The following is a 24,959-nucleotide window of genomic DNA, read 5'->3' on the forward strand; positions in this document are numbered from 1 at the left end:
CGCCCCGGGGATGCTTTCGGGTCTTGAATCAATCCAGCTCACCACCCTGATCCTGGTGGTGGTGGCCGGTTTCGCCGCCGGGTGGATCGACGCCGTCGTGGGCGGCGGGGGACTGATCCAGCTGCCGGTCATGCTCCTGGTGCCGGGCATCAGCCCGGTGCAGGCGCTGGCGACCAACAAGATGGGCTCCATCTTCGGCACCACCACCAGCGCGGTGACCTACTACCGCCGGGTGCGGCCGGACCTGCGCACCGCCATCCCCATGGCGGTGATCGCCCTGGCTGGCAGCTTCGGCGGGGCGATCCTGGCCGCCACCCTGCCGGCGAGCGTCTTCAAACCGATCATCGTAGCCGCGCTGGTGGCCGTGGCCCTGTTTACGGCGCTGCGGCCCAACGTTGGCGAGCTGACCAAGCTGCGCCACAACGGGCACCGCCACTACGTCATCGCCTGCCTGATCGGCGGCGTCATCGGGTTCTACGACGGCATGATCGGCCCCGGAACGGGGTCCTTCCTGATCATCGCGCTGGTGTCCGCCATGGGCTACGCCTTCCTCGAGGCCAGCGCCAAGGCGAAGATCGTCAACATGGCCACCAACGCCGGAGCCCTGCTGTTCTTCCTGCCGCACGGCTCCCTGCTCTGGGGCCTGGGTCTGGTCCTCGGCGGGGCCAACATGGCCGGCGGCTACCTCGGTGCCCGGACCGCCGTCAGCCGGGGCAGCAAGTTCATCCGGATCGTGTTCCTGGTGGTCGTGGGCGTGCTGATCATCAAGCTCGGCTCCGACGTCTGGCACGACACCCTCGGCTGAGACTTCGGCTAAGGGCTCCGTGCCGGGCTCCGGGCGCCGGGCTCCCGGGGACCGCAGGGCCCTGCCGCGGTGGCGGGGCCGGGCGTAGCATGCAGCTATGTCAGCACCCGGTGAGCGCTACCGCGACGCCCTGGCCGCCGCGGCCGGGCACGCCCGGCGGTGGCTGGAGAGCCAGCAGTCCCGTCCCATCGGCCCCGCCCGGAGCGCCGCCGAACTCGCGGCCGACGTCGGCGGCCCGCTCCCGTCCGGCGGCACCCCCGCTGTCGAGGTGGTGGACTACCTCGCGGAAAAGGCCGAACCCGGGCTGATGGCCATGCCCTCCGGCCGGTTCTTCGGCTGGGTGATCGGCGGGACGCTGCCCGCCGCCCTGGCCGCGGACTGGCTGGTCAGCGCCTGGGACCAGAACGCCGGGCTCCGTTTCGCCACCCCCGCCACCGCCGCCATCGAGGAGGCCGCGGGCCGGTGGCTGCTCGAGCTGCTGGGCCTGCCCCAGGAGTCGGGGGTGGGGTTCGCCACCGGCGCCACCATGGCCAACTTCACCGGCCTGGCCGCCGCGCGCTGGCGCCTGCTGCAGGACGCCGGTTGGGACTCCGACGCCGACGGCCTCTCCGGCGCGCCGCGGATCCGCTGCTTCGCGGGTGCCGAGCGCCACGACACCATTGACCTGGGGCTCCGCTACCTCGGGCTCGGCCGGCCCACCGCCGTGCCGGCGGACGCGGAGGGCCGGATCGACCCGGCGGCCCTGGACCGCGCCCTCGGGGCGGCGGTTGCCGAGGGTGGTCCGGGTACCGGATCCGTGCCGCTGCTGGTCTGCCTGCAGGCCGGCAACCTGCATTCGGGTGCCTTCGACCCGTTCCGGGAGGCCATCGCCGTCGCCAAGTCCCACGGCGCGTGGGTGCACGTGGACGGGGCCTTCGGTCTCTGGGCCGCCGCCGTGCCGGAACTGGCCGCCCTGACCGACGGGCTGGACAGGGCAGACTCCTGGGGGACCGATGCGCACAAGACCCTCAACGTGCCCTACGACTGCGGGATCGCGGTGGTCCGGGACGTCACCGCGCTCCGGGCGGCGATGGGCCTGCACACCAGCTACCCCATCCAGGCCGCCGACGGGGCCGCCGATCCGTTCGAGACCGTGCCGGAGCTGTCCCGGCGGGCCCGCGGCGTGCCGGTCTGGGCTGCGCTGAAGTCCCTCGGCCGCGACGGCGTCGCCGGGCAGGTCCGCGGGCTGGTGCTCCGTGCCCGCCAACTGGCCGAGGCGCTGGCCGCGCTCGAGGGCGTCGAGGTGCTCAACGACGTCGTCTACACTCAGGTCTCCCTGGCCTTCGGTGATGACGCCACCACCCGGGCGGTAACGGACCGGATCATCGCCGACGGCCGGGTCTGGATGTCCGGTTCGCGCTGGCGGGGCAGGGACATCCTGCGGATCTCGGTGAGCAACTGGAGCACCGACGACGGCGACGTGGCCACAGCTGTGGCGGCGGTCCGGGACGCGCTTGCCGCGGTCCGGGACGCCGGTGAGCAGGCGACTGAGCAGGCGGGCACCTAGCGCGGACGCCTGGCTAGGCAACCTCGTCGTTGTTGCCTAGCCGCGGGAGGGGCCGGAGGCGCCCGGGACCTGCAGGTCGGCGGGCATGGGCAGCCCGTCGAGGGTCCGCCCGGCGAGGGTGCTGGCGACCCAGAGCGAGCGCACCCGGCCGCCGTCGTTCCGTTCCTCCGTGTACCAGAGCGCATTCTCGACTTCCCGCGCCAAGGCCCATTGCCGGGCGACGTCGCCGTCGAGGCCCGCGGCGGCGCTGAACTCCTGGCAGCGCTCCAGCAGCGCCGCGGCCGGACCGGCGGCGGACAATTCGGCCAGCCGGTTCCAGAGCAGCGGCGCCACCGCGAACTCCGCCTCACCCACCAGCGGGTGCGGGTCGATGGCACGGTAATCGTCCGGATGCCCTGACCCGGCCGCTGTCCCGGGACGGGCCAGGATGTTCAGGAAGTGCAGGTCGGCGTGGACCAGGACGTCGACGCCGGAGCGCCGGCCCACCACGCCCCTGGTCTGGCAGACCTCCAGGGCGGCCTCCAGGAGCCAGCGGGGGAAGGGCCGGCCCAAGGCCTCCCAGCGCTCGGGAAACTCGTCGCTCCACCGCTCGGCCACGGCGGCGACCTGTTCGAAGCCGCGCCACGCAGGTCGGCCGTCCGGGGTGATCGAAAGCCGGCGGACCAGGCCGCCCCACACCGCGGTGGCCGCCGCCAGGGGCACCTCCTGCAGCGAACGGGTAGCCTCCAGCCGCTCCAGCACCAGCACGCCCGCCTCCGGGTCGGCGGCGATCAGCCGGACCGCGCCCCGGCCCTCCCAGAGCCCGAGGGCGAGATGTTCGGTCCGGTATTCCTCGTGCGGGTAGGCGGCCTTCAGTACACCGGGCGCGCCGTCGTTCAGCCGCACCGGGACGACCACGGCGCAGTGCCCGCTCCACGGTTCCGCGCCGGGCGCCAGGTCAAGGACCAGCGAAAACGCCTCAAGGGCGTCCGCGATCACGCCCGGTAGGGACGCCAGCCAGGCGCGGCCCTCGGCGGTCCGGGAGTATCTGCGGGTGAGGGCGGCGGGGATCGGGACGGGGCTGGGCGAAGTCACCGTCCCAGCGTAGTGTCGGCGATTCAGCCGGCGAAGCCGCTCGCGCCCAGCCAGTTGCCGATCAGGAAGGTCGCCAGCAGCGCCGCGGCGCCGCCGATCACCACGCGGATCGCGGCCTTGCCCTTGGAGCCACCGCCGATCCAGGCGCCAACGGCACCCGTGGCGGCCAGGGCGACCAGCACCGCGGCGAAGGTGAGCGGCACGCGGATGTTCTCCGGCGGCAGCAGGATCGCCAGCATCGGCAGGATGGCACCTGCCAGGAAGGCGATGGCGGACGCGAGGGCCGCGTGCCAGGGGCTGACGATGTCGGTCTCGTCGATGTTCAGTTCGGCCGCGAGGTGCGCGCCGAGCGCGTCGTGGGCTGTCAGTTCCCGTGCCACGGCGCCGGCGGTTTCGGGGCTGAGGCCCTTCGCCTGGTAGATGGCGGTGAGCTCGGCGAGCTCCTCCTCGGGCTGTTCGGCCAGTTCACGGCGTTCCTTCTCGATCAGCGCCTCCTGGCTGTCCTTTTGGCTGCTGACGGACACGTATTCACCCAGGGCCATGGAGATAGCACCTCCGACGACGCCGGCGGCACCGGCGATCAGGATGGGGCCGGAGTCGGTGGTCACGCCCGCGACGCCCACCACGATCGCGGCGACCGAGACGATCCCGTCGTTGGCACCGAGGACACCGGCGCGCAGCCAGTTAAGCCGGTGCGCGAGGTCGTTGCGGTGCGGTTCATTTTCTTGAAGGACGGGTGCCTGGCTGGTTTCCATGCGAACAGCCAACCATCAGGGCCGCAACCACTGCCAGTATCCGGAGGCTAAGCAAAGTAAGCCGCGCCTACCCTGAATCGTGGCACATCCAGGCTTATTTCCCGCCCGGCCAGCCTATTGTGCAGGCAGCGTGGGCAGTTCCGCGGGGTCCACCGACAGGCCCGGGGTCGGCTCCGGCGCGGCGCCCCAGGCGGCGGCGCGGCGGCCGGCCTCCAGCAGCCCGGACACGGCCCACTGGCGGGTGCTGCCGTCGCTGAGGCCCACCAGGTCGGCGTAGGCGGCCAGCGAGCCGGCCTCCAGCCCGCGTAGCCCGGCCGCCGGCGAGGCCAGGAACGCGGGGTCCAGCGCGTAGCCGGCCTGGCGCGGGGGAGCGGCCGCGCAGTGCTGCCGGACCAGCGCCTCGGCGGCCGCGGCGAGGGCCTCGTGGCGGGTCAGCCGGGTGGAGGCCGCGGCGGCCCCGGGGCCGTCCAGACGCGTGAGGGCCACCTGGTAAGCGTAAACGGTTTCCCGTTCGGTGCTGATCACCTCGGCGAGGGCGTTCGCCAGGTCCGCAGGCGCCGGTGACGCCGACGCGGAGGGGGCGGCAGAGGAGGAATCCGTGGCGGTCGGGCAGGCCGAGGGGGACGGGGTCGCAGAATCGGTGGTTGGGGCGGCGGGAGAGGAGGCCAACGCCGGGGCGCCCGTCGCTGCCGGGTCCGGCGTGCCGGTCGCGGCGGCCAACGCGGAGGCCTGCAGCAGCTGGCCGGTGCCGATCGAGGCGAGCAGCCGCGCCGTCCCCGGGCCCGCGGCGGCGGCGTCGGCCAGGCGTTGCCGTCCGCTGGCGTCCAGTGCGGTGACGAGCGACGCGGCCGTCATGGGCGCGGCGGACGGGGACGCAGACGCGGGGGATTGGCCCGGGGACGCCGCGCCGGAGGGCGCCAGAGACGGGGATGCCGAAGGGGTGGCCGCCCCGGGGCGCCAGAGGGCGCGGGCCTGGGTTGTCAGGAAACTCACAGTGCCGTCCGCGGCGGTCCCCGCTTCGGGGAGCCGTTCCGCGTCGGAACGGAGCTCCAGGGTGTCGGTAAGGGCGGCGGCCAGGGCCCGCTCGGACGCGGTCGGCGGAGCCGGTTCCGCGGGCTTGCCGGGGCGCACCACCAGCCCCAAAGTCAGCACCACCACGGCGAGGACGACGATCAACGCCAGCCGGGGGAGGTTCCGGGGCAGCCGGGCCCGCCGTCGTTCTCCGCTGGTCTCCTCATTCACAACAGACCATTTTGGCACGGCCCGCCCGCGAGCCACCGCGGTGGGGGCCCCGGAGAGGCCCGACGGCGGTGCGCGGGCCGGAACTGGAGTGCGCCACCGGCCGCGATTGTCGCTACGCTAGTACTCACAACATCATCTAGCAGGAGGCGGGCGGCATTATGACCAACGCAGAAGCCACGACTTCGACAGGCCGGACCGGATCGGGAAAGGCTGACGCCGCCCCCGCACACAACCTGGAGGCCGAGCGGCTCTATGCGCTCCTCGCCCCCGCGGTCCAGGCCAACCGGCTGTACCTGGAAGATGTCTCCATTCACATTGCCGGCGCCAACCGGGTGGTCCACGTCGTCGTCGACCTGCCCCAGGAGGAAACCGGCGGCGTCAGCCTCGACGTGATCGCGGAGATTTCCAAGACCCTTTCGGACATCCTGGACGAGGACCCCAGCACGGATTCCCGGCCATACGAGCTCGAGGTGTCCTCGCCCGGCGTCGGCCGCCCGCTCACCGAAGAGCGGCACTGGCACCGCGCCCGCGGCCGGATGGTCACCGTCAACGTCATCCAGGGTGACAACGTCACCGGCCGGATCCAGTCCGTGGACAGCTCCGGCGTGACGCTGGTGCCCGAGCTGGCCGTCAAGAAGGGGATGAAGCCCAAGCAGGGCGACCCCGTGAAGCTTCCTTTCGACAGGATCCGCAGTGGAAAAGTCGAGATAGAGTTCAGCCACCTCGAAGAGGCGCCGCTGGAGAACGACAATGGACCTTCCGAGGAGGCCTAATGGATATTGACATGAGCGCGCTGAGACTCCTGGAGCGTGAGCGTGAAATCCCGCTGGATCTCCTGATCCCCACCATCGAACAGGCCCTCCTGGTCGCCTACCACAAGACGCCGGGCGCCTTCGAGAAGGCCCGCGCCGAGCTGGACCGCAAGAGCGGCCACGTGACCATCTGGGCCACCGAGATCGACGACGACGGCGAACCCGTCGGCGAGTTCGAGGACACCCCCGCCGGCTTCGGCCGGATCGCCGCGAGCACCGCCCGCCAGATCATTCTCCAGCGCCTGCGCGACGCCGAGGACGACAACGTCCTGGGCCAGTTCAAGGGCCGCGAGGGCGAACTCGTCGCCGGCACCATCCAGCAGGGCAACAACCCGCACATGATCCAGGTGAACCTCGGCACGGTGGAGGCGCTGCTGCCGCCGCCCGAACAGGTCCCCGGCGAGAAGTACATCCACGGCAACCGGCTCCGCGCCTTCGTCATCGACGTGCACCGCGGCACCAAGGGCCCGTCCATCACGCTGTCCCGGTCCCACCCCGGCCTGGTCCGCAAGCTCTTCGAGCTCGAGGTCCCGGAAATCGCGGACCACTCGGTGGAGATCGTGGCGCTGGCCCGTGAAGCCGGACACCGCACCAAGATCGCGGTCAAGGCCAACATCCCGGGCGTCAACGCCAAGGGTGCCTGCATCGGCGAGATGGGCTCCCGCGTCCGCGCCGTGATGACCGAGCTGAACGAGGAAAAGATCGACATCGTCGACTACAGCGACGATCCGGCCACCTTTATAGCCAGCGCGCTCTCGCCGTCGCGGGTGAATTCGGTCACCATCACGGACGAGGCCACCCGGTCCGCCCGCGTGGTGGTCCCGGACTACCAGCTCTCCCTCGCCATCGGCAAGGAGGGCCAGAACGCCCGCCTGGCCGCCAAGCTCACCGGCTGGCGGATCGACATCGTCTCGGACGCCGCGGAGAACAAGGACAAGTAGTCCCTCCCGCATCCCCTCGTTCGGCCCCGGCGCAGCCCCTGCCCGGGGCCGAAAGGCGTTTCCCCGGCCCCGCCCGTTTCGGGACCGGGGCGCCGGAGGGCTAGAATAGACAGTGACCGCGCCTTCGGGCCGGCATCCTTGTGCCCTCGGCGCGTGCGGCTTTCCCAGCGGACGTGCCCGGGCCGGCAGGTGGTTACGGCAGGAAGATACTCGCAGTGGCAGAAACTCAGCAGCTCGGGAATCAGCCGCAACGTACCTGCATCGGGTGCCGCAAGAAGGGAACGCGGTCGGAACTGCTCCGGCTGGTCGCCGGCGCCGGCGGGTCAACCGCCGTCGTGGTCGACGAACGACGCCGGATGGCAGGCCGGGGTGCATGGTTGCACCCCAGCGAAAAGTGCCTGGCACTGGCGGTCAAACGCCGTGCGTTCGGACGCGCCCTCAACGGCGCCGCCGGAACGGACGACGTCGAACGCCGGATCCTGGCAGGCACGCTGCAGACACCTCCGGTGGCCGCAGCAACAACCGTCCAACCTGAAAGCGGGTCAGAAAACTGATGGAAACCCGATGAGTTCCCAGCGATGAGTACGCAACGATGACAACTTTGTTGCGCTCTGCAATGGGCCTTTCAGCTGCACCAGCGGCGGAGGCCCGCAGTAAGAAGTAGACGGTTCGTGCCTGGCTCGGTGCGGACCGAGACAGGAGAAATGTGGCCAAGGTCCGCGTACATGAGCTCGCCAAAGAGCTCGGTATTACTTCCAAAGATGCAGTGACAAAACTGCAGGAACTGGGCGAATTTGTTCGCTCCGCCTCTTCCACCATTGAGGCACCGGTGGTGCGGAAACTCCGCAACGCCTTCCCCGACGCGCCTGCCGCTTCCAAGACCGAAGCGCCCGCGTCCGCCCCCAAGGCCAGCCCCGCCGCCAACCGCCCGGCCCCCGCGCCGGCACCGGCCGCGCCCAAGGCCGAAGCTCCCGTAGCCCCCGCCGCTCCGGCGCCGTCGGCACCCGCCCCGGTAGCCCCGGCTGCCGCTCCGGCCGCCGAGGCTCCCGCCGCGCCGTCCACCGGTGCCAAGCCCGGCGCACGCCCGGCACCCAAGGCTGAAGCGCCCGCCGCTCCGGCCCGCCAGGGTGGCTCCGCGCCGCGTCCCGGCGGTCCCCGCCCGGGCAACAACCCGTTCGCCACCTCGCAGGGCATGCCCCGCGGCCGTGGCGGCGACTCCGAACGTACCGCCCGTCCGGGCAACAACCCGTTCGCGCCGTCCCAGGGGATGCCGCGTCCGGGTGGCAGCCAGGGCGACCGCCCCGGCGGCCCCCGCCCCGCAGCCGGTGCCGGTGGACCCCGTCCGGGCGCACCGCGTCCCGCCGGTGCTGCAGGTCCCCGTCCGGGCGCCCCGCGTCCGGCCGGTGCCCCCGGCGCCCGTCCGGGTGCCGGCGGAAACCGTCCGACCCCGGGCATGATGCCCAACCGCACCGAGCGTCCCGCACCCGCCGGTGCAGGCCGTCCCGGCGGCGGCCGCGGCCCGGGCCGTCCGGGTGCTCCCGGCACCGGCGGTCCCGGTGGCGGCGGCGCCCCGGCCGGCGGCGGCTTCGGCAAGGGTGGCCGCGGACGCGGTGGCACCCAGGGTGCCTTCGGTAAGGGCGGCGCAGGCCGCGGCAAGCAGCGCAAGTCGAAGCGCGCAAAGCGCCAGGAACTTGAGCAGATGAGCGCACCGTCGCTGGGTGGCGTGAGCGTACCCCGCGGCGACGGCAACACCGTGGTGCGCCTGCGCCGCGGCTCGTCCATCACGGACTTCGCCGACAAGATCGAGGCAAACCCCGCCGCACTGGTGACGGTCCTCTTCCACCTGGGCGAAATGGCCACGGCCACGCAGTCCCTGGACGAAGAGACCTTCGCGCTGCTCGGCGAGGAGTTGGGCTACAAGCTGCAGGTCGTCTCGCCGGAGGACGAGGAGCGCGAACTGCTCTCCGGCTTCGACATCGACTTCGACGCCGAGCTTGAGGCCGAGGGCGATGAGGAACTCGAGGCACGTCCTCCGGTTGTCACCGTCATGGGCCACGTCGACCACGGTAAGACCCGGCTGCTCGATGCCATCCGCAAGTCCGACGTCATGGCGGGCGAACACGGCGGCATCACCCAGCACATCGGTGCCTACCAGGTCACCCACAACCACGAGGGCACCGACCGGAAGATCACCTTCATCGATACCCCGGGCCACGAGGCGTTCACCGCCATGCGTGCCCGTGGTGCGAAGGTCACCGACATCGCCATCCTGGTGGTCGCAGCGGACGACGGCGTGATGCCGCAGACCGTTGAAGCCCTCAACCACGCCCAGGCGGCCAACGTGCCGATCGTCGTGGCCGTGAACAAGATCGACAAGGAAGGCGCCAACCCGGACAAGGTCCGCGGCCAGCTGACCGAGTACGGCCTGGTTCCGGAAGAGTACGGTGGCGACACCATGTTCGTGGAGGTCTCTGCACGCCAGAACCTCAACATCGACGAGCTGCTCGAGGCCGTCCTGCTCACCGCGGACGCAGCCCTGGACATGCGCGCCAACCCGAACAAGGACGCCCGCGGTATCGCGATCGAAGCGAACCTGGACAAGGGCCGCGGTGCGGTTGCAACCGTCCTGGTCCAGTCCGGCACACTGCACGTCGGCGACACCATCGTGGCAGGCACGGCCCACGGCCGCGTCCGTGCGATGTTCGACGACGACGGCAGCGCCCTGACCGAGGCCGGCCCGTCCCGCCCCGTCCAGGTGCTGGGTCTGTCCAACGTCCCGCGCGCCGGTGACACCTTCTTCGTGACCGCTGACGAGCGCACCGCCCGCCAGATCGCCGAGAAGCGTGAAGCCGCCGACCGCAACGCCGCCCTGGCCAAGCGCCGCAAGCGCATCAGCCTGGAAGACTTCGACCAGGCCGTCGCCGATGGCAAGATCGACACCCTCAACCTCATCCTCAAGGGTGACGTGTCCGGTGCCGTGGAAGCCCTCGAAGACGCGCTGCTCAAGATCGACGTCGGCGAGGGTGTCCAGCTCCGCGTCATCCACCGCGGTGTCGGTGCGATCACGCAGAACGACGTCAACCTGGCAACGGTCGACTCCGCCGTCATCATCGGCTTCAACGTCAAGCCCGCAGAGCGGGTTGCCGAACTGGCAGACCGCGAAGGCGTGGACATGCGCTTCTACTCCGTCATCTACGCAGCCATCGATGACATCGAGGCAGCCCTCAAGGGCATGCTCAAGCCGGAGTACGAAGAGGTCCAGCTGGGCACGGCCGAGGTCCGCGAGGTCTTCCGCTCGTCCAAGTTCGGCAACATCGCAGGCTCGATCGTCCGCTCCGGCATCATCCGGCGCAACGCCAAGGCCCGCATCAGCCGCGACGGCAAGATCATCGGCGACAACCTCACCGTTGAGACGCTCAAGCGCTTCAAGGACGACGCCACCGAGGTCCGCACGGACTTCGAGTGTGGCATCGGTCTTGGCTCGTACAACGACATCACCGAAGGCGACATCATCGAGACCTTCGAGATGCGCGAGAAGCCGCGCGTCTAAGGCGTTGCTTCGCGGGTGGGGCCGTTGGATTTTTTCCGGCGGCCCCGCCCTTTCCGCCGTTGTGGGGGCCCCGCCCCTGCGCTGGGCGGCCAACGTCTGACGACGTCGTCCGCCCAGCTCCGGCAGCGGTCTCAGCCTTCCCAATGCTCGCAAGCTCGCATCGGGGCACTCGGCTGCGACCTTGGGATGCCACTCCCAGGCCGCCGGAAAAAATCCAACGGGAGTCCGTCGTAGGCTTGACTTAGGCGCGTGGCACCAAACCGGCACTTGTACGGCGACCGTTTCGGCGCAGTCGTACATCCAAAATTTTTAGGAGTGGAAATGGCTGATCCCGCACGGGCTGCCAAGTTGGCGCAGCGGATCAAGGTTGTGGTTGCGGAGGCTTTGGGCCGACGGGTGAAGGATCCCCGGCTCGAAGGCGTGACCGTGACCGATGCGCGGGTGACCAATGACCTGCAGCACGCCACGGTGTACTACACAGTCTTCGGCGACGAGACGGCGCAGGCCGATGCCGCCAAGGGCCTCGAGAAGGCCAAGGGTGTGCTCCGGCAGGAAGTCGGCCGCAACATCACCGTCCGGCTGACTCCGACCCTGGAGTTCGTCGCCGACCAGATTCCTGTGGTGGCCTCCAACCTCGAGGAACTGCTGCGCGAGGCGAAGAAGCGTGACGCCGAGGTGGCGGCCCTCGCGGCCGGCGCCAAGCACGCCGGCGACGCCGACCCGTACAAGAGCGACATCCCCGACGACGTCGAGCTCGACGAGGAGGACTTTGACGAGGACGACTTCGACGAGGAGAACCACGATCTCCGCGCCGACAGCGCCATCGACGAGGACAGCAACAAGTAGTCCCGGCACGCCCCGGACCTCCGGCCGGACCCGTTCGCGGGTCCGGCCGCAGGCGTATCCGGGGCTGGCCGCCCGCCGCCCGCGGGGCCTTTGGACCCTAGGCGCTCCGGCGCCCGGAGGGTCCCATGGAACCATGACTCCGGGGCACCCGAACGACGGCGGCAGGCCATGACCACGGCGCTGGTGACGTGCCCGAACTGCGGCGCCACCAACCGCATCCCCGCCGCCGTGGCTGGCCACCCCCGCTGCGGCAAATGCCGGCAAGACCTGCCCTGGATCGTGGCCGCCGGAGACGCGGACTTCGCCGCGATCGCTGAGCAGTCATCGGTGCCGGCGCTGGTGGATTTCTGGGCCGCCTGGTGCGGCCCCTGCCGCATGGTCAGCCCGGTGCTGGACCGGCTGGCGCGCGAGCGGGCCGGACAGGTCAAACTCGTCAAGGTCGACGTGGACACCTCCCCGGCCCTGTCCCGCCGCTTCGACGTGCAGGCCATCCCCACCATGCTGGTCATCATCGACGGCACGGTGGTGGCGCGCCAGGCCGGGGCGCCCCCGGCGGCCGCGCTGCGGTCCTGGCTGGACGGGGCGCTGGCCGGCCGGAACGAAAGGAGCCGGCGGTGACCGAGATCCTGCGCTACGAGGTGGGATCCGGGACCGTGCTGGTGGAGGTCGACGAGGGCAGCTTCGGGGTCGAGCGTCCGGCCCGGAACGAGATCGGGGTGCTGGAGGCCGGCCGCCGGCTCGAGGATGCCCTGGCCGCGGTCCGCCCGGCCGCCCGCGCCGCCGCCGAGGTGATGCGCGAACTCGCCCCGGAACACCTGCAACTGCAGTTCGGGGTGAAACTGGCCGGCGACGCCGGGGCGATCATCGCCCGCAACTGCGCCGAGGGACACTTCGTGGTCACCCTGTCCTTCACCGCACCGGCCGCGCCGGCGGTTCAGGACGAGAACGAGATCTTGCTCTGACCGTGGTGCTCTGACCGGTCCTGTCGCTACCGCTGGCGCGTCGCGTCAGCGCCGCCGTCGGGCGCCCAGGCGGCCCAGCAGCGGCGACCCCATGCCGAGCAGGAAACCGAAGTCATACCAGTTGCCGGCCCGGGCCGTGTTGTAGAACGGGAATTCCTTCCACGCCCCGAAGACGTGGGCGATCAGGATGATCCAGGCCGTCAGCCCGTTCCAGATGCCCCACAACAGGTCCTGCCACCACATGGCCGCCTCCGTTTTCCTTGTCGTTGCCCGCCTCCGGCGGCTGGGACGTGTCGGGTCAGGCTACTGCCTGGCCGCATCCCGCGGTAGGGACTCCGGGGCCGTGTCGTCCCCGGACCGGTCCCTGCCGGGCAGCCGCTCCAGCCCCTCGACCAGTTCCGCGGTGCCGCCGCACAAGGCGATCCGGATCCAGCCCTCGCCGATCGAACCGAACGCGGTTCCCGGGGCGAAGGCAACCCCCGACTCGGCCAGGAAACGCCGCACCCAGGCCCGGACGTTGCCGCCGCTGACGTGGGACATGTCCGCCCACAGGTAGAAGGCACCCTGGGCGGTCAGGAAGGGGATGGCCTTCGCGTCCAGGACCTGGGAGGCGGCGTCCCGGTTGGTCCGGTAGTGGGCATGGGCGTGGGACACGTAGTCCTGCGGGCCGGTGAGCGCGGCCAAGGCGGCGTACTGCGAGGGGGAGGCCACGCAGGAGACGATCGCCTCCATGACGTTGTTCATCTGCTGCTCCAGGCCGGGAGGGCAGATCAGCGCACCGATCCGCAGACCCGTCAGCCCGTAGGTCTTGGACAGCGTCAGCGACGTGAACACGCGCGCCTCGCCGGGGACGTCGCTGTCGAACCGGGCCGGGCTGACGTGCGGGACGTCGTAGGTGAAGGCCTCGTAGCATTCATCCGAGATGATCCACAGGTCGTGCTTCCGCGCCAGTTCCACCAACCGCCGCGTGAGGTCCTCGCTGAGCACGGCACCCAGCGGGTTCGAGGGGGAGTTGAGCACCAGCACCCGAGTCCGCGGGGTGATCAGCTCCTCAATGTCCTCGATCCGCGGCTGGAAGGCGTGGTCCGGGTACAGCGGGTAACGGACCGGGACAGCGTGCAGCAGGCTGGAGGTCATGGCGAACGTGGGGTAGCCGGGGTTGGGCACCAGGATCTCGTCGCCGGGGGAGAGCAACAGGCTCATCGCGAAGTGCAGGCCCTGCTGGGCGCCGTCGACGACGTACACGCAATCCGCACCGACGTCGACGCCGTTGTGCTCCCGGAAGCGGGCGGCGAATGCCTCCCGCAGCGCGGGAATCCCGGCGTTGGGCGTGTAGTTGGTTTCGTCCCGGTCCAGGCACGCCATGCCGGCCTCGAGGACGTGACGGGGGAGCGCGAAGCCCGGCTCGCCGATGCTCAGCACGATCGCACCGGGGGTGTGCCAGGCGGCCTCAGTGATCTCGCGGATCTGGTTGACGGGGACATCGCGGACATGGGCGGCTAGCTCTGGCATGGTTGCCATCCTAGCCGCCGGGTTGGCGACCGAGCCGGTGCCTGCCGGCTGTGGCTTCCCGGTGGCTTCCCGGTGCTGTGCGGGTGCTGCGCTGGTGCTGCGCACGGCCGACCCCCGGGCGGCGGGAGGCCGGTGTGCCGCGGATATACTGGGAGGCGTGCTTTCTGGACTGGTGATAGTAGACAAGCCGCAGGGTTGGACCAGCCACGATGTGGTTGGGCGGATGCGGCGGATCGCCGGTACCCGAAAGGTGGGCCATGCCGGCACCCTGGACCCGATGGCCACCGGCGTCCTGGTCCTGGGCGTCAACAAGGCTACCCGCCTCCTGACCTACATCGTTGGGACGTCCAAGACCTACACCGCCACCGTCCGCCTGGGCGAGTCGACCATCACGGACGACGCCGAGGGCGAGGTCGTCAGCCGCACCAGCGCCGCCGGGGTCACCGAAGACGCCGTCCGTACCGGCGTCGCCGCCCTCACCGGGGAAATCCAGCAGGTCCCCAGCAGCGTGAGCGCCATCAAGGTCAACGGCGAGCGGGCCTACGCGCGCGTCCGCTCCGGCGAGGAGGTCAAACTCGCCGCCCGACCGGTCACCATCCACCGCTTCGAGATCCACGAGTTCCGGCGCAGCGCCGACGGCGCGGTGCTGGACCTGGACGTCACCGTCGAGTGCTCCTCCGGCACCTACATCCGCGCCCTCGCCCGCGACCTGGGCTCCGCCCTCGGCGTCGGCGGCCACCTCACGGCCCTGCGCCGCACCCAGGTGGGACCCTACGGCCTCGACCAGGCCCACAGCCTGGAGGAGCTCGCCGAGGAGCTGGACCTGTTGGAAATGTCGCAGGCCGCGCGGGCGCTGATGCCCAACCGCGAACTCAGCGACGAGGAGACCGTCGAGCTTTCCTTCGGCCGGCGGATCGCCGCCGGTGCGCCGGCCGGTTCACCGGAGGCTGCGACGGCGGAGAATCCGGCGGCGGCCTTTGCCCCGGACGGCTCCCTCGTGGCGTTGCTTTCCGACGCCGGCAACTACGCCAAGCCCGTGCTGGTCTTCGCCCCGGACACCGGAAAGCCGGGTGCCTGAGGGTGGACGCGTATTTCTACATCATCCTGGTGGTAGGGCTGGTCTCCACCGTGCTCTGCGCCGGTGCCGGCATCCTGAAGAAGGCCCCGAACGACACGACCATTCTCTCCGTGGCCGCCGTGGAGCTGGCCCTGCTGGTCTATTTGGTGGGCTCGATCATCCGCGTGGCATCGGGAGAGCACATCGCGGGGGAGCCGTGGGAGTTCTGGGGCTACCTGTTCACGGCGCTGCTGCTGCCGGTGGGGGCCGTGTACTGGGCCATCGCTGAACGCACCCGGTGGAGTAACTTCGTGCTGGCGGCCGTGGGCGTGACCGCCCTGGTGATGGCCGCCCGGATGAATCAGATCTGGTACTGACGTGAAAGAGGCAGGGAAGAACATGGCGGCTTCAGAGCGGGGAACCGGCACGACGGACGACGGCGGGGCAACGGACCCGTCCGGGGCCATTGGGGGAACTGGCGCCCGCGGGGGCCGGCTCGGAGGGCTCGGCCGTTCGTCCGGGGCGGGTCGGTCTAACCGGACCGCGAAGGACACCCGCAACACCGGTCCGGGGCGGCTGCTGATCGCGGTGTACGCGATCTTCGCCCTGTCCGCGACCGCGCGGGCCGGCTACCAGATCCTCACCAAGTTCTCCGAGGCGCCGCTGGCGTACCTGCTGTCCGCCTTCGCCGCGGTGGTTTACATCGTGGCGACCATTTCCCTCGCGAAGCCCGGGCCCACCTGGTTCAAGGTGTCCGTCACGGCCGTGGTGGTGGAACTGGTCGGCGTGCTGGTCGTCGGGGCCCTGAGCCTCTTCGACGCCGTGAACTTCCCGCACGAGACCGTCTGGTCCCTGTTCGGGCGGGGCTACGGGTTCATCCCGCTGCTGCTGCCGATTCTGGGCCTGATCTGGCTCTACCGCCGCCGCCCCTCGGCCCCGGTGGCTGCTTCCGCTGACTGAGGTTGTCCGCGGCATCCGGACGACGGCGGCGGCTTCGCTGCTGAAACCGCGCGTTCCGGAGTGATGCCGTTCGCACCTGCCGACCGACCCCGGCTCCGCCGCTGGACCGCCCGTCCCCGCCCGATGCGTACACGCGCTGGTGAGTGTGGCTGCCCTCTGAATCCCGCGGCGGCGAGCCGTCGCCGGGCATCCGCGGCCGCCGTCGTCGTACGCCATTTCCAGCGACCGTGCCCCGATCCTTTCCCGCCGGCGAGCATGCTTGGCACCACGCCGCAGGCCCGCGATAATAAGTAAACTTGCGATTCATAGTAAGCATGCTTATTGTGGAACTCGGATGCGGGCAATGACGGTTTCGCTTCCTGCTGGTCAACCGAAGCGAGGGAGGCATCATGGGTACTATGAACGCCATTCCCGGAGCGACATGGGAATTTGAGGGCGCAGCCACGGGCGCAGCGCCGGTGGGCGAGGTCAGTTTGCGGCCGCTCCCGGGGTGCCTGGCATGAGCGCCGCCCCCGATTCCAGAAAATGGCGGACCGACCAGCTGCTGTCTATGGCCGCCAGGGTCGTTGAACGCCGTAAGGACAACGCCCTGGCCGCGCTTGGGCTCACCCACGCCGGCGTTATTGCCCTCCAAGGCCTCGCGGCCGGACCGATGAATCAGGAGCAGCTGGCGCGGCGCATTGCCGTGCAGAGCCAGACTCTGGGACGAGTCCTGGGTCGGCTGGAAGACTCCGGTCTGGTCACCCGCACCCGCGACGGACGCGACCGCCGGCAGTTCTCCGTGGCGCTGACGGAAGCCGGCACCGCCGCGCTGGACGCTGCGCACAAGATCGAGCGCGAGGCACTGCCGGAGGATCTGGAGAACTGGACCCACCTGCAGCACGACCTCGGCCGCATCCTCTCCGCCTTCGAGACTCCCGGGCGCTAAGCCTGCTCTGCTCGTCGTTCGCCGGTCTTAGGACGCTTGCTCCAGCCGCCGGCGCAGTTCCGGCCAGGCGGCGGCAAAGCCGGGGTGCAGCTCATGCTCATCGACGTTGGCCGGCTGAATCCACTGCAGATCCAGGCTTTCCGGATCGCTGATCGCCGGGTCAAAAGGCTCGATCACTCGCGCGGCGACTGTCGTGTAGGTCCAGTAGCCTACGTCGAACACGGATGTGAACAGCACCTCCACCGACTCCGGGGGCACCGCGGCCTCCTCTTTCGCTTCGCGGAGTGCACCGTTGACCGCGTCCTCGCCCTGGTGCAAGGCACCTCCGGGCAGGCCCCAGGTGCCGCCCTGGTCACTCCAGGTGGCACGGTGCTGCAGGAGGATGCCTTTGCCGGCGTCGTGGACCAATAGCCCGGCCGAACCAAACCGGCCCCAGAAACGCCCTTTGTCGCCCTCCACCCAGGCGTCGCCCGGATCGCGGGGGCCGTGCGGCCGGCGAGGCCCGAAGTAGGGGTTCTCCTGCTTTTCCTGCGTGTCCGGCGTGGGGGTTGGCTGCGGGGCGTCGGGCAGGGGAGCGGCTGAGCTGTCCATATCGCTAGTCTGCCACGGGGGCAGTACGGCTCGACTCCGGGGAGGCGCACGCGAGGTCATAGGGAGTCACGTCGCCGGGTTTCTTCTGCGGGTCCTTGAGGCGCGGTTAATTGTCAGAGGTCGGCGAGAGTATTGGGTCATGGACGCACTGGCTGCGCTTTCGTATCTACCGGCTCACTGGCCGGTCGGTGACGGGCGCATGCGGCGCGCCTGCGCGAGATTAATTGTCAGAGGTCGGGGGCAGGATTAACCCATGAACGCAACGGCTGCGGTTTCGTTTCTTCCGGTCCCCGTACCGGTAGCTGGCGGGCGCGGCGGTATTGCATTGGGGGATATCGCCCCTTCGCTGCGGGAGGTCTGCACGGCGGCCGTCGACGACGCCGGGGTGCTGGGTTTCACTGAGGCGGCGGCTTTCGCCGGGGATGTGGAGGAACTCGCCCGGGCGGTGGAGTTCTTGCAGGTTGTCGCCGCGGGAGCGGTCGACCGGACGCGAACCCAGGCCGCCGCGGCCGATGCTTGTGATCTCTCAAAGCCCGGGCCGGAAGGTGACGGGTATCGGCGGACCACGGACTTCCTGCGGGACCGCCTACGGATCACCACCGCCGAGGCGCACCGGCGACTATGTCTTGCCGGGGAACTCCTGCCCCGGGTTGGGCTGACCGGCCAGCCGATCCCGGCCGTTCACGGGGAACTGGCCGGCCTTCGCGGAAGGGGAGGTTCCATCCCGGTCCGCGACCATCATCACCCAGTCCCTCGACCGGGTCCGGCTCCTTGCAGACACCGCCACCGTGGCCCGGATGGAAGAAGCCCTCACCACCGTCGCGGCGGTTCACGACCCGGACTTCCTCACCCGGGTCGCCCGCCGCTGGATCGACGGCCTCGACCAGGACGGTGCCGAGCCCACCGAGGAACTCCTCCGCCAGTTACAGGGCGCGTTCATCCGCCGTCCCCGGCACGGTCTCCAGCACCTGGAAATCTTCGCCACCACCGACCAGTTCGAACACCTCCTCACGGTCATGAACACCGCCACCAACCCACGAACAGCCGCGACCGTTCCCGGCGCAGTGGATGCCAGCGGGACCACCCCGGCCGCTGCCGACAAAGCCGACGCTGAAGGCTGCATAGTTTCGGCGGAGGAGGCCTTCGCCACCGGACCGGGAGTCTCCGAGGAACGGCTGGATCTCCGGACCCGGCCCCAGCGCCTGCTCGACGGTCTGATCGGCGCCTGCAAGGCCGCCCTCGCCACCGGCGGGCTCCCCGCCACGGGCGGCCTCCGCCCGCAGGTCATGGTCACTATCGACTACCGCGACCTCCTCACCCGCCTGACTACCGCCGACGGTCGTGGCCCGCAGGACGAGACAGCATCCGGGACCCTGGGTCTGGCCGGGACCGGGACGCTGGCCTTCACCGGACCCGTCAGCGCCGCCACCATCCGGAAGATCGCGTGCGACGCGGACATCATTCCCGTCCTCCTCGGCAGCGAGGGCCGGATCCTGGACATCGGCCGGACCAGTAGGATCTTCCCGCCACACATCCGCAAAGCCATCACCGCCCGCGACAAGGGCTGCACCTTCCCCGGCTGCACCATCCCCGCCCCCTGGTGCGAGGCCCACCACATCGACTATTGGTCCCGCGGCGGCCTAACGAGTACAGACAACGGTGTCCTGTTGTGTTCGCACCACCATCACCTGATCCACAAAGAACAATGGACTATCCAGTCACGGGCCGGGACTCCCTGGTATATCCCGCCACCCCACCTCGACCCCCACCAAAAACCCCGACAAAACCACTACTTCAGACTGTGATTTCGGGAGATAGAGGGAGTGGTTGCAGGTGCCGCTATCGGAACAGTGTGAACACGCGCAGAGCGTGGGGCTTCGAGTCGCCGCCCTCGATGAATCCCTGCGACTCGTAGAAGGACCGTTGTTCCGGCTCGTCGTCGGTCAAAAGGACCGTTTGCCGCACGTGAGCGAACCGGTCCATGACCGCGGCCAGTAATTGTCGGCCGACACCCGAACGATGGAAAGAGGGTTGCACCAGGATGTCCTGGACGTAGCAAATAGTCTCGTCGTCGGACATAGCCCTTGCCAGACCAGCCAAGGCGCCTTCCGCCCAGGCCGTGACGACAAAGGAGGACTTTCGAACGGCCCGTTCCAGCACCTCGGGTTCGTTGGTGTAGGCGGTCCAGCCCACGGAGTCGTAGAGGGCAAGCAGCTCCGACCGGGAGACATCGCGGCTCGCTGAGAGGCTGAACTCGGGCATCCGCCCAGTGTGGCATGCTGGGGCGAATGAACTCACCCACCCCGGCCCCGGGCCCCTCGCGTGTGCTCTTCTACGGTGTCACCGGGAGCGGAAAATCGTCGGCCGCCCGGGCCTACGCCGCACGCACCGGGCTCCCGGAGTACTCGGCGGATGACGATATTGGCTGGCTGCCCGGGTGGCAGCAGCCCGGCGACGAGGAGCAACGCGAGACGGCCGCACGGATCGCCGCCTTGGACGAGTGGGTGCTGGACAGCGCCTACGGCGTGTGGCGGGATTTGATCGTTCCCCGGGCCGAACTCATCGTCGGGCTGGACTACCCCCGGTGGCTATCCCTGCTCCGCCTCGTTCGCCGGTCCATCCGACGGGTCGTCTCCAAAGAGGCGGTCTGCAACGGAAACCGGGAGACGTTTCGCCGGCTGTTCGCCAAGGACTCAATCATTGCCTGGCACTTCCGGTCCTTTACCCGCAAGCGGCGGGTTATGCGCTCCCTCAACAGCGCCGGCGGCTCCGCCGAGGTGCTGATCTTCCGGCGGCCGCGGGAACTGGAGGCCTGGTTGAACGGGTTGCCATCCGTGCCACCGGTGGAGACGCGATCCCAGACAAGGTAGCGGAGCGTGTGGCTGCCGCGGTGCGCGAACGACGGCGGGTTGCGGCTCAGGTCGGAACCTACCGGATCGGCTCGCCCGCCGCATCGACCCGGAAGTTGGCGATGACCTGACGGGTGGAAGTGTCAATGATGACCACCGAGTCCTTCGGCCATGACGGGTCCGGGGTGACGATGTAATCGACATCGCTGATCTTCGTGGGGCGGCCGGCGTCGTTGATGCTTCGGTTGAAGGCGTCCACCACCTGGTTGGTGCGGGTATTGATGGCGACCGTCTCCGCAGGCAGGCCATGGGCGTCACCGCTGGCCGGCGTCGAGTTCCACCAGCCCTCGTAACCGCCCACCGGACCGTGAGCCCGCCCTGCGTCCGTCCGACCTGCGTCCGTCGGATCTGCGGCCGCCGGACCGGCCTGCGCCGGCCCAGGCTGCACGGCGCCCGTGGGCTGCGCTGCGCACCCGCACAGCGTCCCGCCGAGTATCGCCACTAGCGCCAGGGCGCCCGTCATTCCATATTTCATCTGTCCCCCAAATTGATGCCATGTCACTACGTCGGCGTTAGGGGGACGCTACCACGGCGCCGATGGCGGGGCCGGGTTCGGGGACCCGGCCGGCGTCGGGGGCGCCGGAGGAATGCGGGTAACCTAGGAGAGTTCCGGAGCCGGCCCTATCCCTCCGGGAAAAGTGTTTTGGCAGGCAGCAAAAAGGCGAGGTAGATGGTCCACATCTGGAACGATCCGTCCGAGGTCCCCACGGACTTCGGCCCGACCGTCGTCACGATCGGCAACTTCGACGGCGTGCACCGAGGTCACCAGCAGGTGCTCTCCCAGCTCATCCGCACCGCCCGCCTGAACCACGCCCGCGCCGTCGTCATCACCTTCGACCCGCACCCCGCTCAGGTACACCGGCCGGAGTCCGCACCCGAGCTGATCATGGGCCTCGAAGACAAGCTCGTCGCGCTCGGCGAGGTGGGCCTCGATGCCGTCCTGGTGATGAAGTACTCGCTGGAACTGGCCAGCCTCACGCCCGAAGAATTCGTCTCCTCCATCATCGTCGACACGCTCAAGGCCAGCCACGTCGTCATCGGCCACGACACCCGCTTCGGCCGCGGCAACTCCGGAGACCTGGACACCATGAAGGACTTGGGGGAGAAGCTCGGCTTCGAAGTCCAGGTCATCAACGAGTTCGGCGCCGAGGGCTTCCCGTTGCACGGCGCCGGAAGAGATGGCACTGAAACGCACGGTGCCGGAACCCACGGTGCCGGAACAGGCGACGCCGGAACGCACGACGCCGGAACTCACGGAGACGCAGCAGTACACGGCGCCGGCGACCGCCGCTGCTCCTCAACCTGGGTCCGCGAAGCGCTGCGCGAGGGAGACGTCGCCACGGCCGCCGCCGTCCTCGGCCGCCCGCACCGGATGCGCGGCACGGTGGTGCACGGCGCAGCCCGCGGCCGCGACCTGGGATTCCCCACCGCGAACCTCGCCGCCGACGCCACCGGCTACATCCCCGCGGACGGCATTTACGCCGGCTGGCTAGTGGATGAGGCCGGTACCCGCTGGCCCGCGGCGATCTCCGTCGGTTCCAACCCCACCTTCGACGGCGTCAGCCGCCAGGTGGAGGCACACGTCATTGACCGGCCCCAGGAAGCCGTGGAGGACTTCGATCTGTACGACCAGACTGTCGTCGTCGAATTCGTGGCCCGGCTGCGCGGCATGGTCGCGTACCGTGGGCCGGAGGCTCTGATCGAGCAGATGCGGCTGGACGTCGTCCAGACCCACCAGATCCTGTTCGCCGGCTGACACCCTGCCGGCGGGGAAGGCACCAGACGTGACACTTGAGAAGAACACCCGGGAGCTGGACAAGGACATCGTCCGTGACTTCAGCACCCGGATGAGCTACGCCTCCTACCTCCAGCTGCCCACGCTGCTCAGCGCGCAGCAGCCGGTCAGCCAACCGGAGCACCACGACGAGCTGCTGTTCATCATCCAGCACCAGACCACGGAGCTGTGGCTGAAACTCGTGCTCCACGAACTGCGCAGTGCCGCCGCGTGGCTCCGGAGCGACGACCTCGGCTCCGCCCTCAAAGCCATCGCCCGGGTCAAGCACATCCAGAAGACCCTCACCGAGCAGTGGTCCGTCCTGGCCACCCTGACGCCCACCGAGTACTCCCAATTCCGCGGCTTCCTCGGCAACTCCTCCGGGTTCCAATCCAGCCAGTACCGGGCCGTGGAATTCCTGCTGGGAAACAAGAACCGCAAGATGCTGCCGGTCTTCGAATCAGACCCGGAGGCGCACGCGATGCTCCAGGAGCTGCTCGAGGCCCCCAGCATCTACGACGATTTCCTCGCCTACCTCAAGCGCCAGGGCTTCGACGTGCCCGAGTCGGTGCTGAACCGGGACGTCACCCGGGCGCACGAGTTCTCCGCCGAGCTGGTGCCGGTGTTCAAGTACATCTACGAAAACGCGGCGGACAACTGGGGCGCCTACGAGGCCTGCGAGGAACTCGTAGACCTGGAGGACAACTTCCAGCTCTGGCGCTTCCGCCACCTCCGCACGGTGCAGCGGACCATCGGCATGAAGTCCGGCACCGGCGGCTCCAGCGGCGCCGCATTCCTGCAGAAGGCCCTGGAGCTGACCTTCTTCCCCGAACTTTTCGCCGTACGAACGGAGATCGGCCAGTGAGCGAGAACCAGAAGGTGCACAGCGGCGCCGACCCGTTGTGGCAGCGCGCCCTCGACCTCGACGCAGCCGATCCGCTGGCCGCCTACCGGGACCAGTTCATCGGCGCGGAATCCGAGCTGTCCTACCTGGACGGCAACTCCCTGGGGCGGCCGCTCAAGCGCACCGTCACGGACATCTCCTCGTTCATCGAGCAGGGCTGGGGCGGCCGGCTGATCCGTGGCTGGGACGAGGAATGGCTGGACCTTCCACAGGCCATCGGCGACCAGCTGGGCCGGGTCGCGCTCGGCGCCGCCCCGGGACAGACCATTATCGCCGACTCCACCACCGTGGTGCTCTACAAGCTCATCCGGGCCGCCCTCGCCGCCGTCACGGACCCGGCCCGTACCGAGATCGTGCTGGACACCGAGAACTTCCCCACGGACCGGTACCTGGTGGAGGGGATTGCCCGCGAGGAAAACCTGACGATCCGCTGGATCCAGGCTGACCAGGCCTCCGGCGTGACCGACGAACAGGTGCGCGCCGCAACCGGCCCCGCCACCGCCGTCGTGGTCCTGAGCCAGATCGCCTACCGCTCCGGCCACCTGGCGGACCTGCCCGGGATCACGGCCGCCATCCACGACGCCGGCGCGTTGGTGGTTTGGGACCTCTGCCACTCCGCGGGCTCGGTGGAGATCGCCCTGGACGCCGCGGACGTGGACTTCGCCGCCGGCTGCACCTACAAGTACCTCAACGGGGGACCGGGCTCGCCCGCGTTCGCGTACGTCAACGCCCGGCACCTGCCCGGCCTGCAGCAGCCCATCTGGGGCTGGATGGGCCGCAAGGACGCCTTCGAAATGGGTCCCGGCTATGAGGCGGCCCCGGGCATCCGCGGTTTTCTCAGCGGCACCCCGGCGATCTTCGGCATGCTCGCCATGCGCGGAACCCTGGACCTGATCGAGGAGGCCGGGATGCCGGCGATCCGGCGCAAGTCCGAGCTGCTGACCGCCTATGCCCTGGAGCTCTTCGACGCCTGGCTGGAACCCTCCGGCGTGAAGCTCTCCACCCCCAGGGACCCGGCGCGGCGCGGCAGCCACATCACCGTGGACCACCCGGCGTTCCGGGAAATGACCGCAACGCTGTGGAAGCAGGACGTCATCCCGGACTTCCGAGCCCCGCACGGCATCCGGCTGGGCCTCTCCCCGCTGAGCACCTCGTTCGCCGAGCTCTACCGCGGCGTGCTGGCCATCCGCGGGCTGCTCGCCGACACCGCTTGATCGCCGCAGGTCGACGCCGGCGCGGGGCCGGTTTAGACAACGTCCGCGGCGTGCCCGTAAACTAAACGGTGGGTCCGGCTGCAGTCCGTGGTTGCTGGGCCCTGCCACGCGCTCCGCTCCGGTGGAAAGCGCGTCCGGCATCCCCGGCAGTGAATTACTGATTCGGGCCTCACGGCACATCTCAAGGAGTTATTGTGGCACTTGAAGCCGCTGTAAAGCAGTCCATCATGAAGGATTTCGCAACGTCCGAGGGCGACACCGGTTCGCCGGAGGTCCAGGTTGCAGTCCTGACCCAGCGGATCAAGGATCTGACTGAGCACATGAAGGTGCACAAGCACGACTACCACACCCAGCGCGGTCTGCTGGCCATGGTTGGTCGCCGCAAGCGCATGCTCACCTACCTCAAGAACACTGACATCAACCGCTACCGTGCGCTCATCGAGCGCCTCGGCCTGCGCCGCTAGTCAGCTTTAGGGGCGGCCCCTTTCCCTCGGAAAGGGGCCGCCTTCTTCAAAAAAACTCAACAGGAGGATCAACCGCATCACGCATTCGCGGTCCTCGGTAGTGACCTCCGGGA

27 protein-coding genes are annotated in these 24,959 nt (G+C 69.5%); 19 read left to right on the top strand and 8 right to left on the bottom strand.

Annotated elements, in window-relative coordinates:
* The first annotated feature begins 10 nt into the window (after positions 1 to 10).
* Positions 11 to 805, top strand: coding sequence for a TSUP family transporter (locus ACFVY3_RS08665; protein WP_290258367.1), 795 nt, complete (start codon positions 11 to 13; stop codon positions 803 to 805).
* Positions 806 to 902: 97 nt separating this feature from the next.
* A complete protein-coding gene (locus ACFVY3_RS08670; protein WP_400159428.1) occupies positions 903 to 2,351 on the top strand; it encodes a pyridoxal phosphate-dependent decarboxylase family protein in 1,449 nt (482 codons plus the stop codon).
* 36 nt (positions 2,352 to 2,387) lie between these two features.
* On the opposite strand, the gene ACFVY3_RS08675 is transcribed toward ACFVY3_RS08670, so the two are convergent.
* The 3 genes from ACFVY3_RS08675 to ACFVY3_RS08685 all read right to left on the bottom strand — a co-directional run bounded on the left by ACFVY3_RS08675 (position 2,388) and on the right by ACFVY3_RS08685 (position 5,422).
* Positions 2,388 to 3,425 (bottom strand): aminoglycoside phosphotransferase family protein, encoded by a 1,038-nt coding sequence (locus ACFVY3_RS08675; RefSeq protein WP_400159429.1) that lies wholly within the window; start codon positions 3,423 to 3,425, stop codon positions 2,388 to 2,390.
* A 23-nt stretch (positions 3,426 to 3,448) separates the two neighbouring features.
* Entirely contained in the window at positions 3,449 to 4,180 is a 732-nt protein-coding gene (locus ACFVY3_RS08680; RefSeq protein WP_290258364.1) for a VIT family protein, read from the bottom strand.
* Between the two features lie 114 nt (positions 4,181 to 4,294).
* Positions 4,295 to 5,422: a DUF4439 domain-containing protein gene (locus ACFVY3_RS08685; protein WP_400159430.1), complete on the bottom strand. Its 1,128-nt coding sequence runs from the start codon at positions 5,420 to 5,422 to the stop codon at positions 4,295 to 4,297.
* A gap of 158 nt (positions 5,423 to 5,580) precedes the next feature.
* Between ACFVY3_RS08685 and rimP the strand changes: the two genes are divergently transcribed.
* The 7 genes from rimP to ACFVY3_RS08720 all read left to right on the top strand — a co-directional run bounded on the left by rimP (position 5,581) and on the right by ACFVY3_RS08720 (position 12,533).
* Entirely contained in the window at positions 5,581 to 6,195 is a 615-nt protein-coding gene (gene rimP, locus ACFVY3_RS08690) for a ribosome maturation factor RimP (RefSeq protein ID WP_290258362.1), read from the top strand.
* A complete protein-coding gene (gene nusA / locus ACFVY3_RS08695) occupies positions 6,195 to 7,175 on the top strand; it encodes a transcription termination factor NusA (RefSeq protein WP_290258361.1) in 981 nt (326 codons plus the stop codon). The genes rimP and nusA overlap by 1 nt, the downstream gene beginning before the upstream one ends.
* 215 nt (positions 7,176 to 7,390) lie before the next feature.
* Positions 7,391 to 7,729: a YlxR family protein gene (locus ACFVY3_RS08700; protein ID WP_400159431.1), complete on the top strand. Its 339-nt coding sequence runs from the start codon at positions 7,391 to 7,393 to the stop codon at positions 7,727 to 7,729.
* Between the two features lie 152 nt (positions 7,730 to 7,881).
* A complete protein-coding gene (infB, locus tag ACFVY3_RS08705) occupies positions 7,882 to 10,725 on the top strand; it encodes a translation initiation factor IF-2 (protein WP_400159432.1) in 2,844 nt (947 codons plus the stop codon).
* Positions 10,726 to 11,046: 321 nt separating this feature from the next.
* Positions 11,047 to 11,571, top strand: a complete 525-nt coding sequence (gene rbfA, locus ACFVY3_RS08710; RefSeq protein ID WP_377972212.1) for a 30S ribosome-binding factor RbfA — start codon at positions 11,047 to 11,049, stop codon at positions 11,569 to 11,571.
* 168 nt (positions 11,572 to 11,739) lie between these two features.
* Positions 11,740 to 12,189 carry a thioredoxin gene (gene trxA, locus ACFVY3_RS08715; RefSeq protein ID WP_364137143.1) on the top strand — a complete coding sequence of 150 codons (450 nt, stop codon included), beginning with the start codon at positions 11,740 to 11,742 and terminating at the stop codon, positions 12,187 to 12,189.
* Positions 12,186 to 12,533 carry a CU044_2847 family protein gene (locus ACFVY3_RS08720; RefSeq protein WP_400159433.1) on the top strand — a complete coding sequence of 116 codons (348 nt, stop codon included), beginning with the start codon at positions 12,186 to 12,188 and terminating at the stop codon, positions 12,531 to 12,533. Before trxA ends, ACFVY3_RS08720 begins: the two co-directional genes overlap by 4 nt.
* 45 nt (positions 12,534 to 12,578) lie before the next feature.
* Here the strand turns inward: ACFVY3_RS08720 and ACFVY3_RS08725 are convergent, their stop codons facing one another.
* Both ACFVY3_RS08725 and ACFVY3_RS08730 read right to left on the bottom strand, forming a co-directional pair.
* Positions 12,579 to 12,776, bottom strand: coding sequence for a hypothetical protein (locus ACFVY3_RS08725; RefSeq protein WP_290258355.1), 198 nt, complete (start codon positions 12,774 to 12,776; stop codon positions 12,579 to 12,581).
* A 60-nt stretch (positions 12,777 to 12,836) separates the two neighbouring features.
* Complete coding sequence (locus tag ACFVY3_RS08730) at positions 12,837 to 14,045, bottom strand: pyridoxal phosphate-dependent aminotransferase (RefSeq protein WP_400159434.1); 1,209 nt, start codon at positions 14,043 to 14,045, stop codon at positions 12,837 to 12,839.
* Positions 14,046 to 14,202: 157 nt separating this feature from the next.
* Between ACFVY3_RS08730 and truB the strand changes: the two genes are divergently transcribed.
* From truB to ACFVY3_RS08750, 4 genes are all read left to right on the top strand, one after another.
* On the top strand, positions 14,203 to 15,123 hold the full coding sequence (gene truB / locus ACFVY3_RS08735; protein WP_400159435.1) for a tRNA pseudouridine(55) synthase TruB: 921 nt from the start codon (positions 14,203 to 14,205) through the stop codon (positions 15,121 to 15,123).
* Between the two features lie 2 nt (positions 15,124 to 15,125).
* On the top strand, positions 15,126 to 15,479 hold the full coding sequence (locus tag ACFVY3_RS08740; RefSeq protein ID WP_290258352.1) for a hypothetical protein: 354 nt from the start codon (positions 15,126 to 15,128) through the stop codon (positions 15,477 to 15,479).
* A 22-nt stretch (positions 15,480 to 15,501) separates the two neighbouring features.
* Positions 15,502 to 16,062 carry a hypothetical protein gene (locus ACFVY3_RS08745; RefSeq protein ID WP_400159436.1) on the top strand — a complete coding sequence of 187 codons (561 nt, stop codon included), beginning with the start codon at positions 15,502 to 15,504 and terminating at the stop codon, positions 16,060 to 16,062.
* Between the two features lie 499 nt (positions 16,063 to 16,561).
* Positions 16,562 to 16,990: a MarR family winged helix-turn-helix transcriptional regulator gene (locus ACFVY3_RS08750; RefSeq protein WP_400159437.1), complete on the top strand. Its 429-nt coding sequence runs from the start codon at positions 16,562 to 16,564 to the stop codon at positions 16,988 to 16,990.
* Positions 16,991 to 17,017: 27 nt separating this feature from the next.
* Here the strand turns inward: ACFVY3_RS08750 and ACFVY3_RS08755 are convergent, their stop codons facing one another.
* Entirely contained in the window at positions 17,018 to 17,581 is a 564-nt protein-coding gene (locus ACFVY3_RS08755) for an NUDIX domain-containing protein (RefSeq protein ID WP_400159438.1), read from the bottom strand.
* A 740-nt stretch (positions 17,582 to 18,321) separates the two neighbouring features.
* On the opposite strand from ACFVY3_RS08755, the gene ACFVY3_RS08760 reads away from it, so the two are divergent.
* The gene (locus tag ACFVY3_RS08760; protein ID WP_400159501.1) at positions 18,322 to 19,386 is read left to right on the top strand and encodes a DUF222 domain-containing protein; all 1,065 of its coding nucleotides are present in this window, start codon (positions 18,322 to 18,324) and stop codon (positions 19,384 to 19,386) included.
* 34 nt (positions 19,387 to 19,420) lie between these two features.
* Here the strand turns inward: ACFVY3_RS08760 and ACFVY3_RS08765 are convergent, their stop codons facing one another.
* Positions 19,421 to 19,843: a GNAT family N-acetyltransferase gene (locus ACFVY3_RS08765; protein WP_400159439.1), complete on the bottom strand. Its 423-nt coding sequence runs from the start codon at positions 19,841 to 19,843 to the stop codon at positions 19,421 to 19,423.
* A 26-nt stretch (positions 19,844 to 19,869) separates the two neighbouring features.
* Here ACFVY3_RS08765 and ACFVY3_RS08770 point away from each other — a divergent pair, with 26 nt between their 5' ends.
* A complete protein-coding gene (locus ACFVY3_RS08770) occupies positions 19,870 to 20,451 on the top strand; it encodes an adenylate kinase (RefSeq protein WP_400159440.1) in 582 nt (193 codons plus the stop codon).
* 58 nt (positions 20,452 to 20,509) lie between these two features.
* Here ACFVY3_RS08770 and ACFVY3_RS08775 read toward each other — a convergent pair whose 3' ends face one another.
* Complete coding sequence (locus ACFVY3_RS08775) at positions 20,510 to 20,953, bottom strand: hypothetical protein (protein WP_400159441.1); 444 nt, start codon at positions 20,951 to 20,953, stop codon at positions 20,510 to 20,512.
* A 207-nt stretch (positions 20,954 to 21,160) separates the two neighbouring features.
* Between ACFVY3_RS08775 and ACFVY3_RS08780 the strand changes: the two genes are divergently transcribed.
* The 4 genes from ACFVY3_RS08780 to rpsO all read left to right on the top strand — a co-directional run bounded on the left by ACFVY3_RS08780 (position 21,161) and on the right by rpsO (position 24,846).
* Positions 21,161 to 22,246 (top strand): bifunctional riboflavin kinase/FAD synthetase, encoded by a 1,086-nt coding sequence (locus ACFVY3_RS08780; RefSeq protein WP_400159442.1) that lies wholly within the window; start codon positions 21,161 to 21,163, stop codon positions 22,244 to 22,246.
* 28 nt (positions 22,247 to 22,274) lie between these two features.
* Complete coding sequence (gene kynA / locus ACFVY3_RS08785; RefSeq protein WP_290258344.1) at positions 22,275 to 23,129, top strand: tryptophan 2,3-dioxygenase; 855 nt, start codon at positions 22,275 to 22,277, stop codon at positions 23,127 to 23,129.
* Entirely contained in the window at positions 23,126 to 24,382 is a 1,257-nt protein-coding gene (gene kynU / locus ACFVY3_RS08790; RefSeq protein ID WP_400159443.1) for a kynureninase, read from the top strand. The genes kynA and kynU overlap by 4 nt, the downstream gene beginning before the upstream one ends.
* Before the next feature lie 194 nt (positions 24,383 to 24,576).
* Complete coding sequence (gene rpsO / locus ACFVY3_RS08795; RefSeq protein WP_290258342.1) at positions 24,577 to 24,846, top strand: 30S ribosomal protein S15; 270 nt, start codon at positions 24,577 to 24,579, stop codon at positions 24,844 to 24,846.
* Positions 24,847 to 24,959 lie beyond the last annotated feature (113 nt).

The sequence above is a fragment of the Arthrobacter sp. BPSS-3 genome (assembly GCF_044628475.1).
Taxonomy (GTDB): domain Bacteria; phylum Actinomycetota; class Actinomycetes; order Actinomycetales; family Micrococcaceae; genus Arthrobacter.

Excerpts from the sequence above, each read along its gene's own strand:
- ACFVY3_RS08665 (WP_290258367.1), top strand. The coding sequence starts at position 11 with ATGCTTTCGGGTCTTGAATCAATCCAGCTCACCACCCTGATCCTGGTG.
- ACFVY3_RS08670 (WP_400159428.1), top strand. The coding sequence starts at position 903 with ATGTCAGCACCCGGTGAGCGCTACCGCGACGCCCTGGCCGCCGCGGCC.
- ACFVY3_RS08680 (WP_290258364.1), bottom strand. The coding sequence starts at position 4,180 with ATGGAAACCAGCCAGGCACCCGTCCTTCAAGAAAATGAACCGCACCGC.
- rimP (WP_290258362.1), top strand. The coding sequence starts at position 5,581 with ATGACCAACGCAGAAGCCACGACTTCGACAGGCCGGACCGGATCGGGA.
- nusA (WP_290258361.1), top strand. The coding sequence starts at position 6,195 with ATGGATATTGACATGAGCGCGCTGAGACTCCTGGAGCGTGAGCGTGAA.
- rbfA (WP_377972212.1), top strand. The coding sequence starts at position 11,047 with ATGGCTGATCCCGCACGGGCTGCCAAGTTGGCGCAGCGGATCAAGGTT.
- trxA (WP_364137143.1), top strand. The coding sequence starts at position 11,740 with ATGACCACGGCGCTGGTGACGTGCCCGAACTGCGGCGCCACCAACCGC.
- ACFVY3_RS08725 (WP_290258355.1), bottom strand. The coding sequence starts at position 12,776 with ATGTGGTGGCAGGACCTGTTGTGGGGCATCTGGAACGGGCTGACGGCC.
- ACFVY3_RS08730 (WP_400159434.1), bottom strand. The coding sequence starts at position 14,045 with ATGCCAGAGCTAGCCGCCCATGTCCGCGATGTCCCCGTCAACCAGATC.
- ACFVY3_RS08745 (WP_400159436.1), top strand. The coding sequence starts at position 15,502 with ATGGCGGCTTCAGAGCGGGGAACCGGCACGACGGACGACGGCGGGGCA.
- ACFVY3_RS08750 (WP_400159437.1), top strand. The coding sequence starts at position 16,562 with ATGAGCGCCGCCCCCGATTCCAGAAAATGGCGGACCGACCAGCTGCTG.
- ACFVY3_RS08755 (WP_400159438.1), bottom strand. The coding sequence starts at position 17,581 with ATGGACAGCTCAGCCGCTCCCCTGCCCGACGCCCCGCAGCCAACCCCC.
- ACFVY3_RS08765 (WP_400159439.1), bottom strand. The coding sequence starts at position 19,843 with ATGCCCGAGTTCAGCCTCTCAGCGAGCCGCGATGTCTCCCGGTCGGAG.
- ACFVY3_RS08770 (WP_400159440.1), top strand. The coding sequence starts at position 19,870 with ATGAACTCACCCACCCCGGCCCCGGGCCCCTCGCGTGTGCTCTTCTAC.
- ACFVY3_RS08775 (WP_400159441.1), bottom strand. The coding sequence starts at position 20,953 with ATGACGGGCGCCCTGGCGCTAGTGGCGATACTCGGCGGGACGCTGTGC.
- ACFVY3_RS08780 (WP_400159442.1), top strand. The coding sequence starts at position 21,161 with ATGGTCCACATCTGGAACGATCCGTCCGAGGTCCCCACGGACTTCGGC.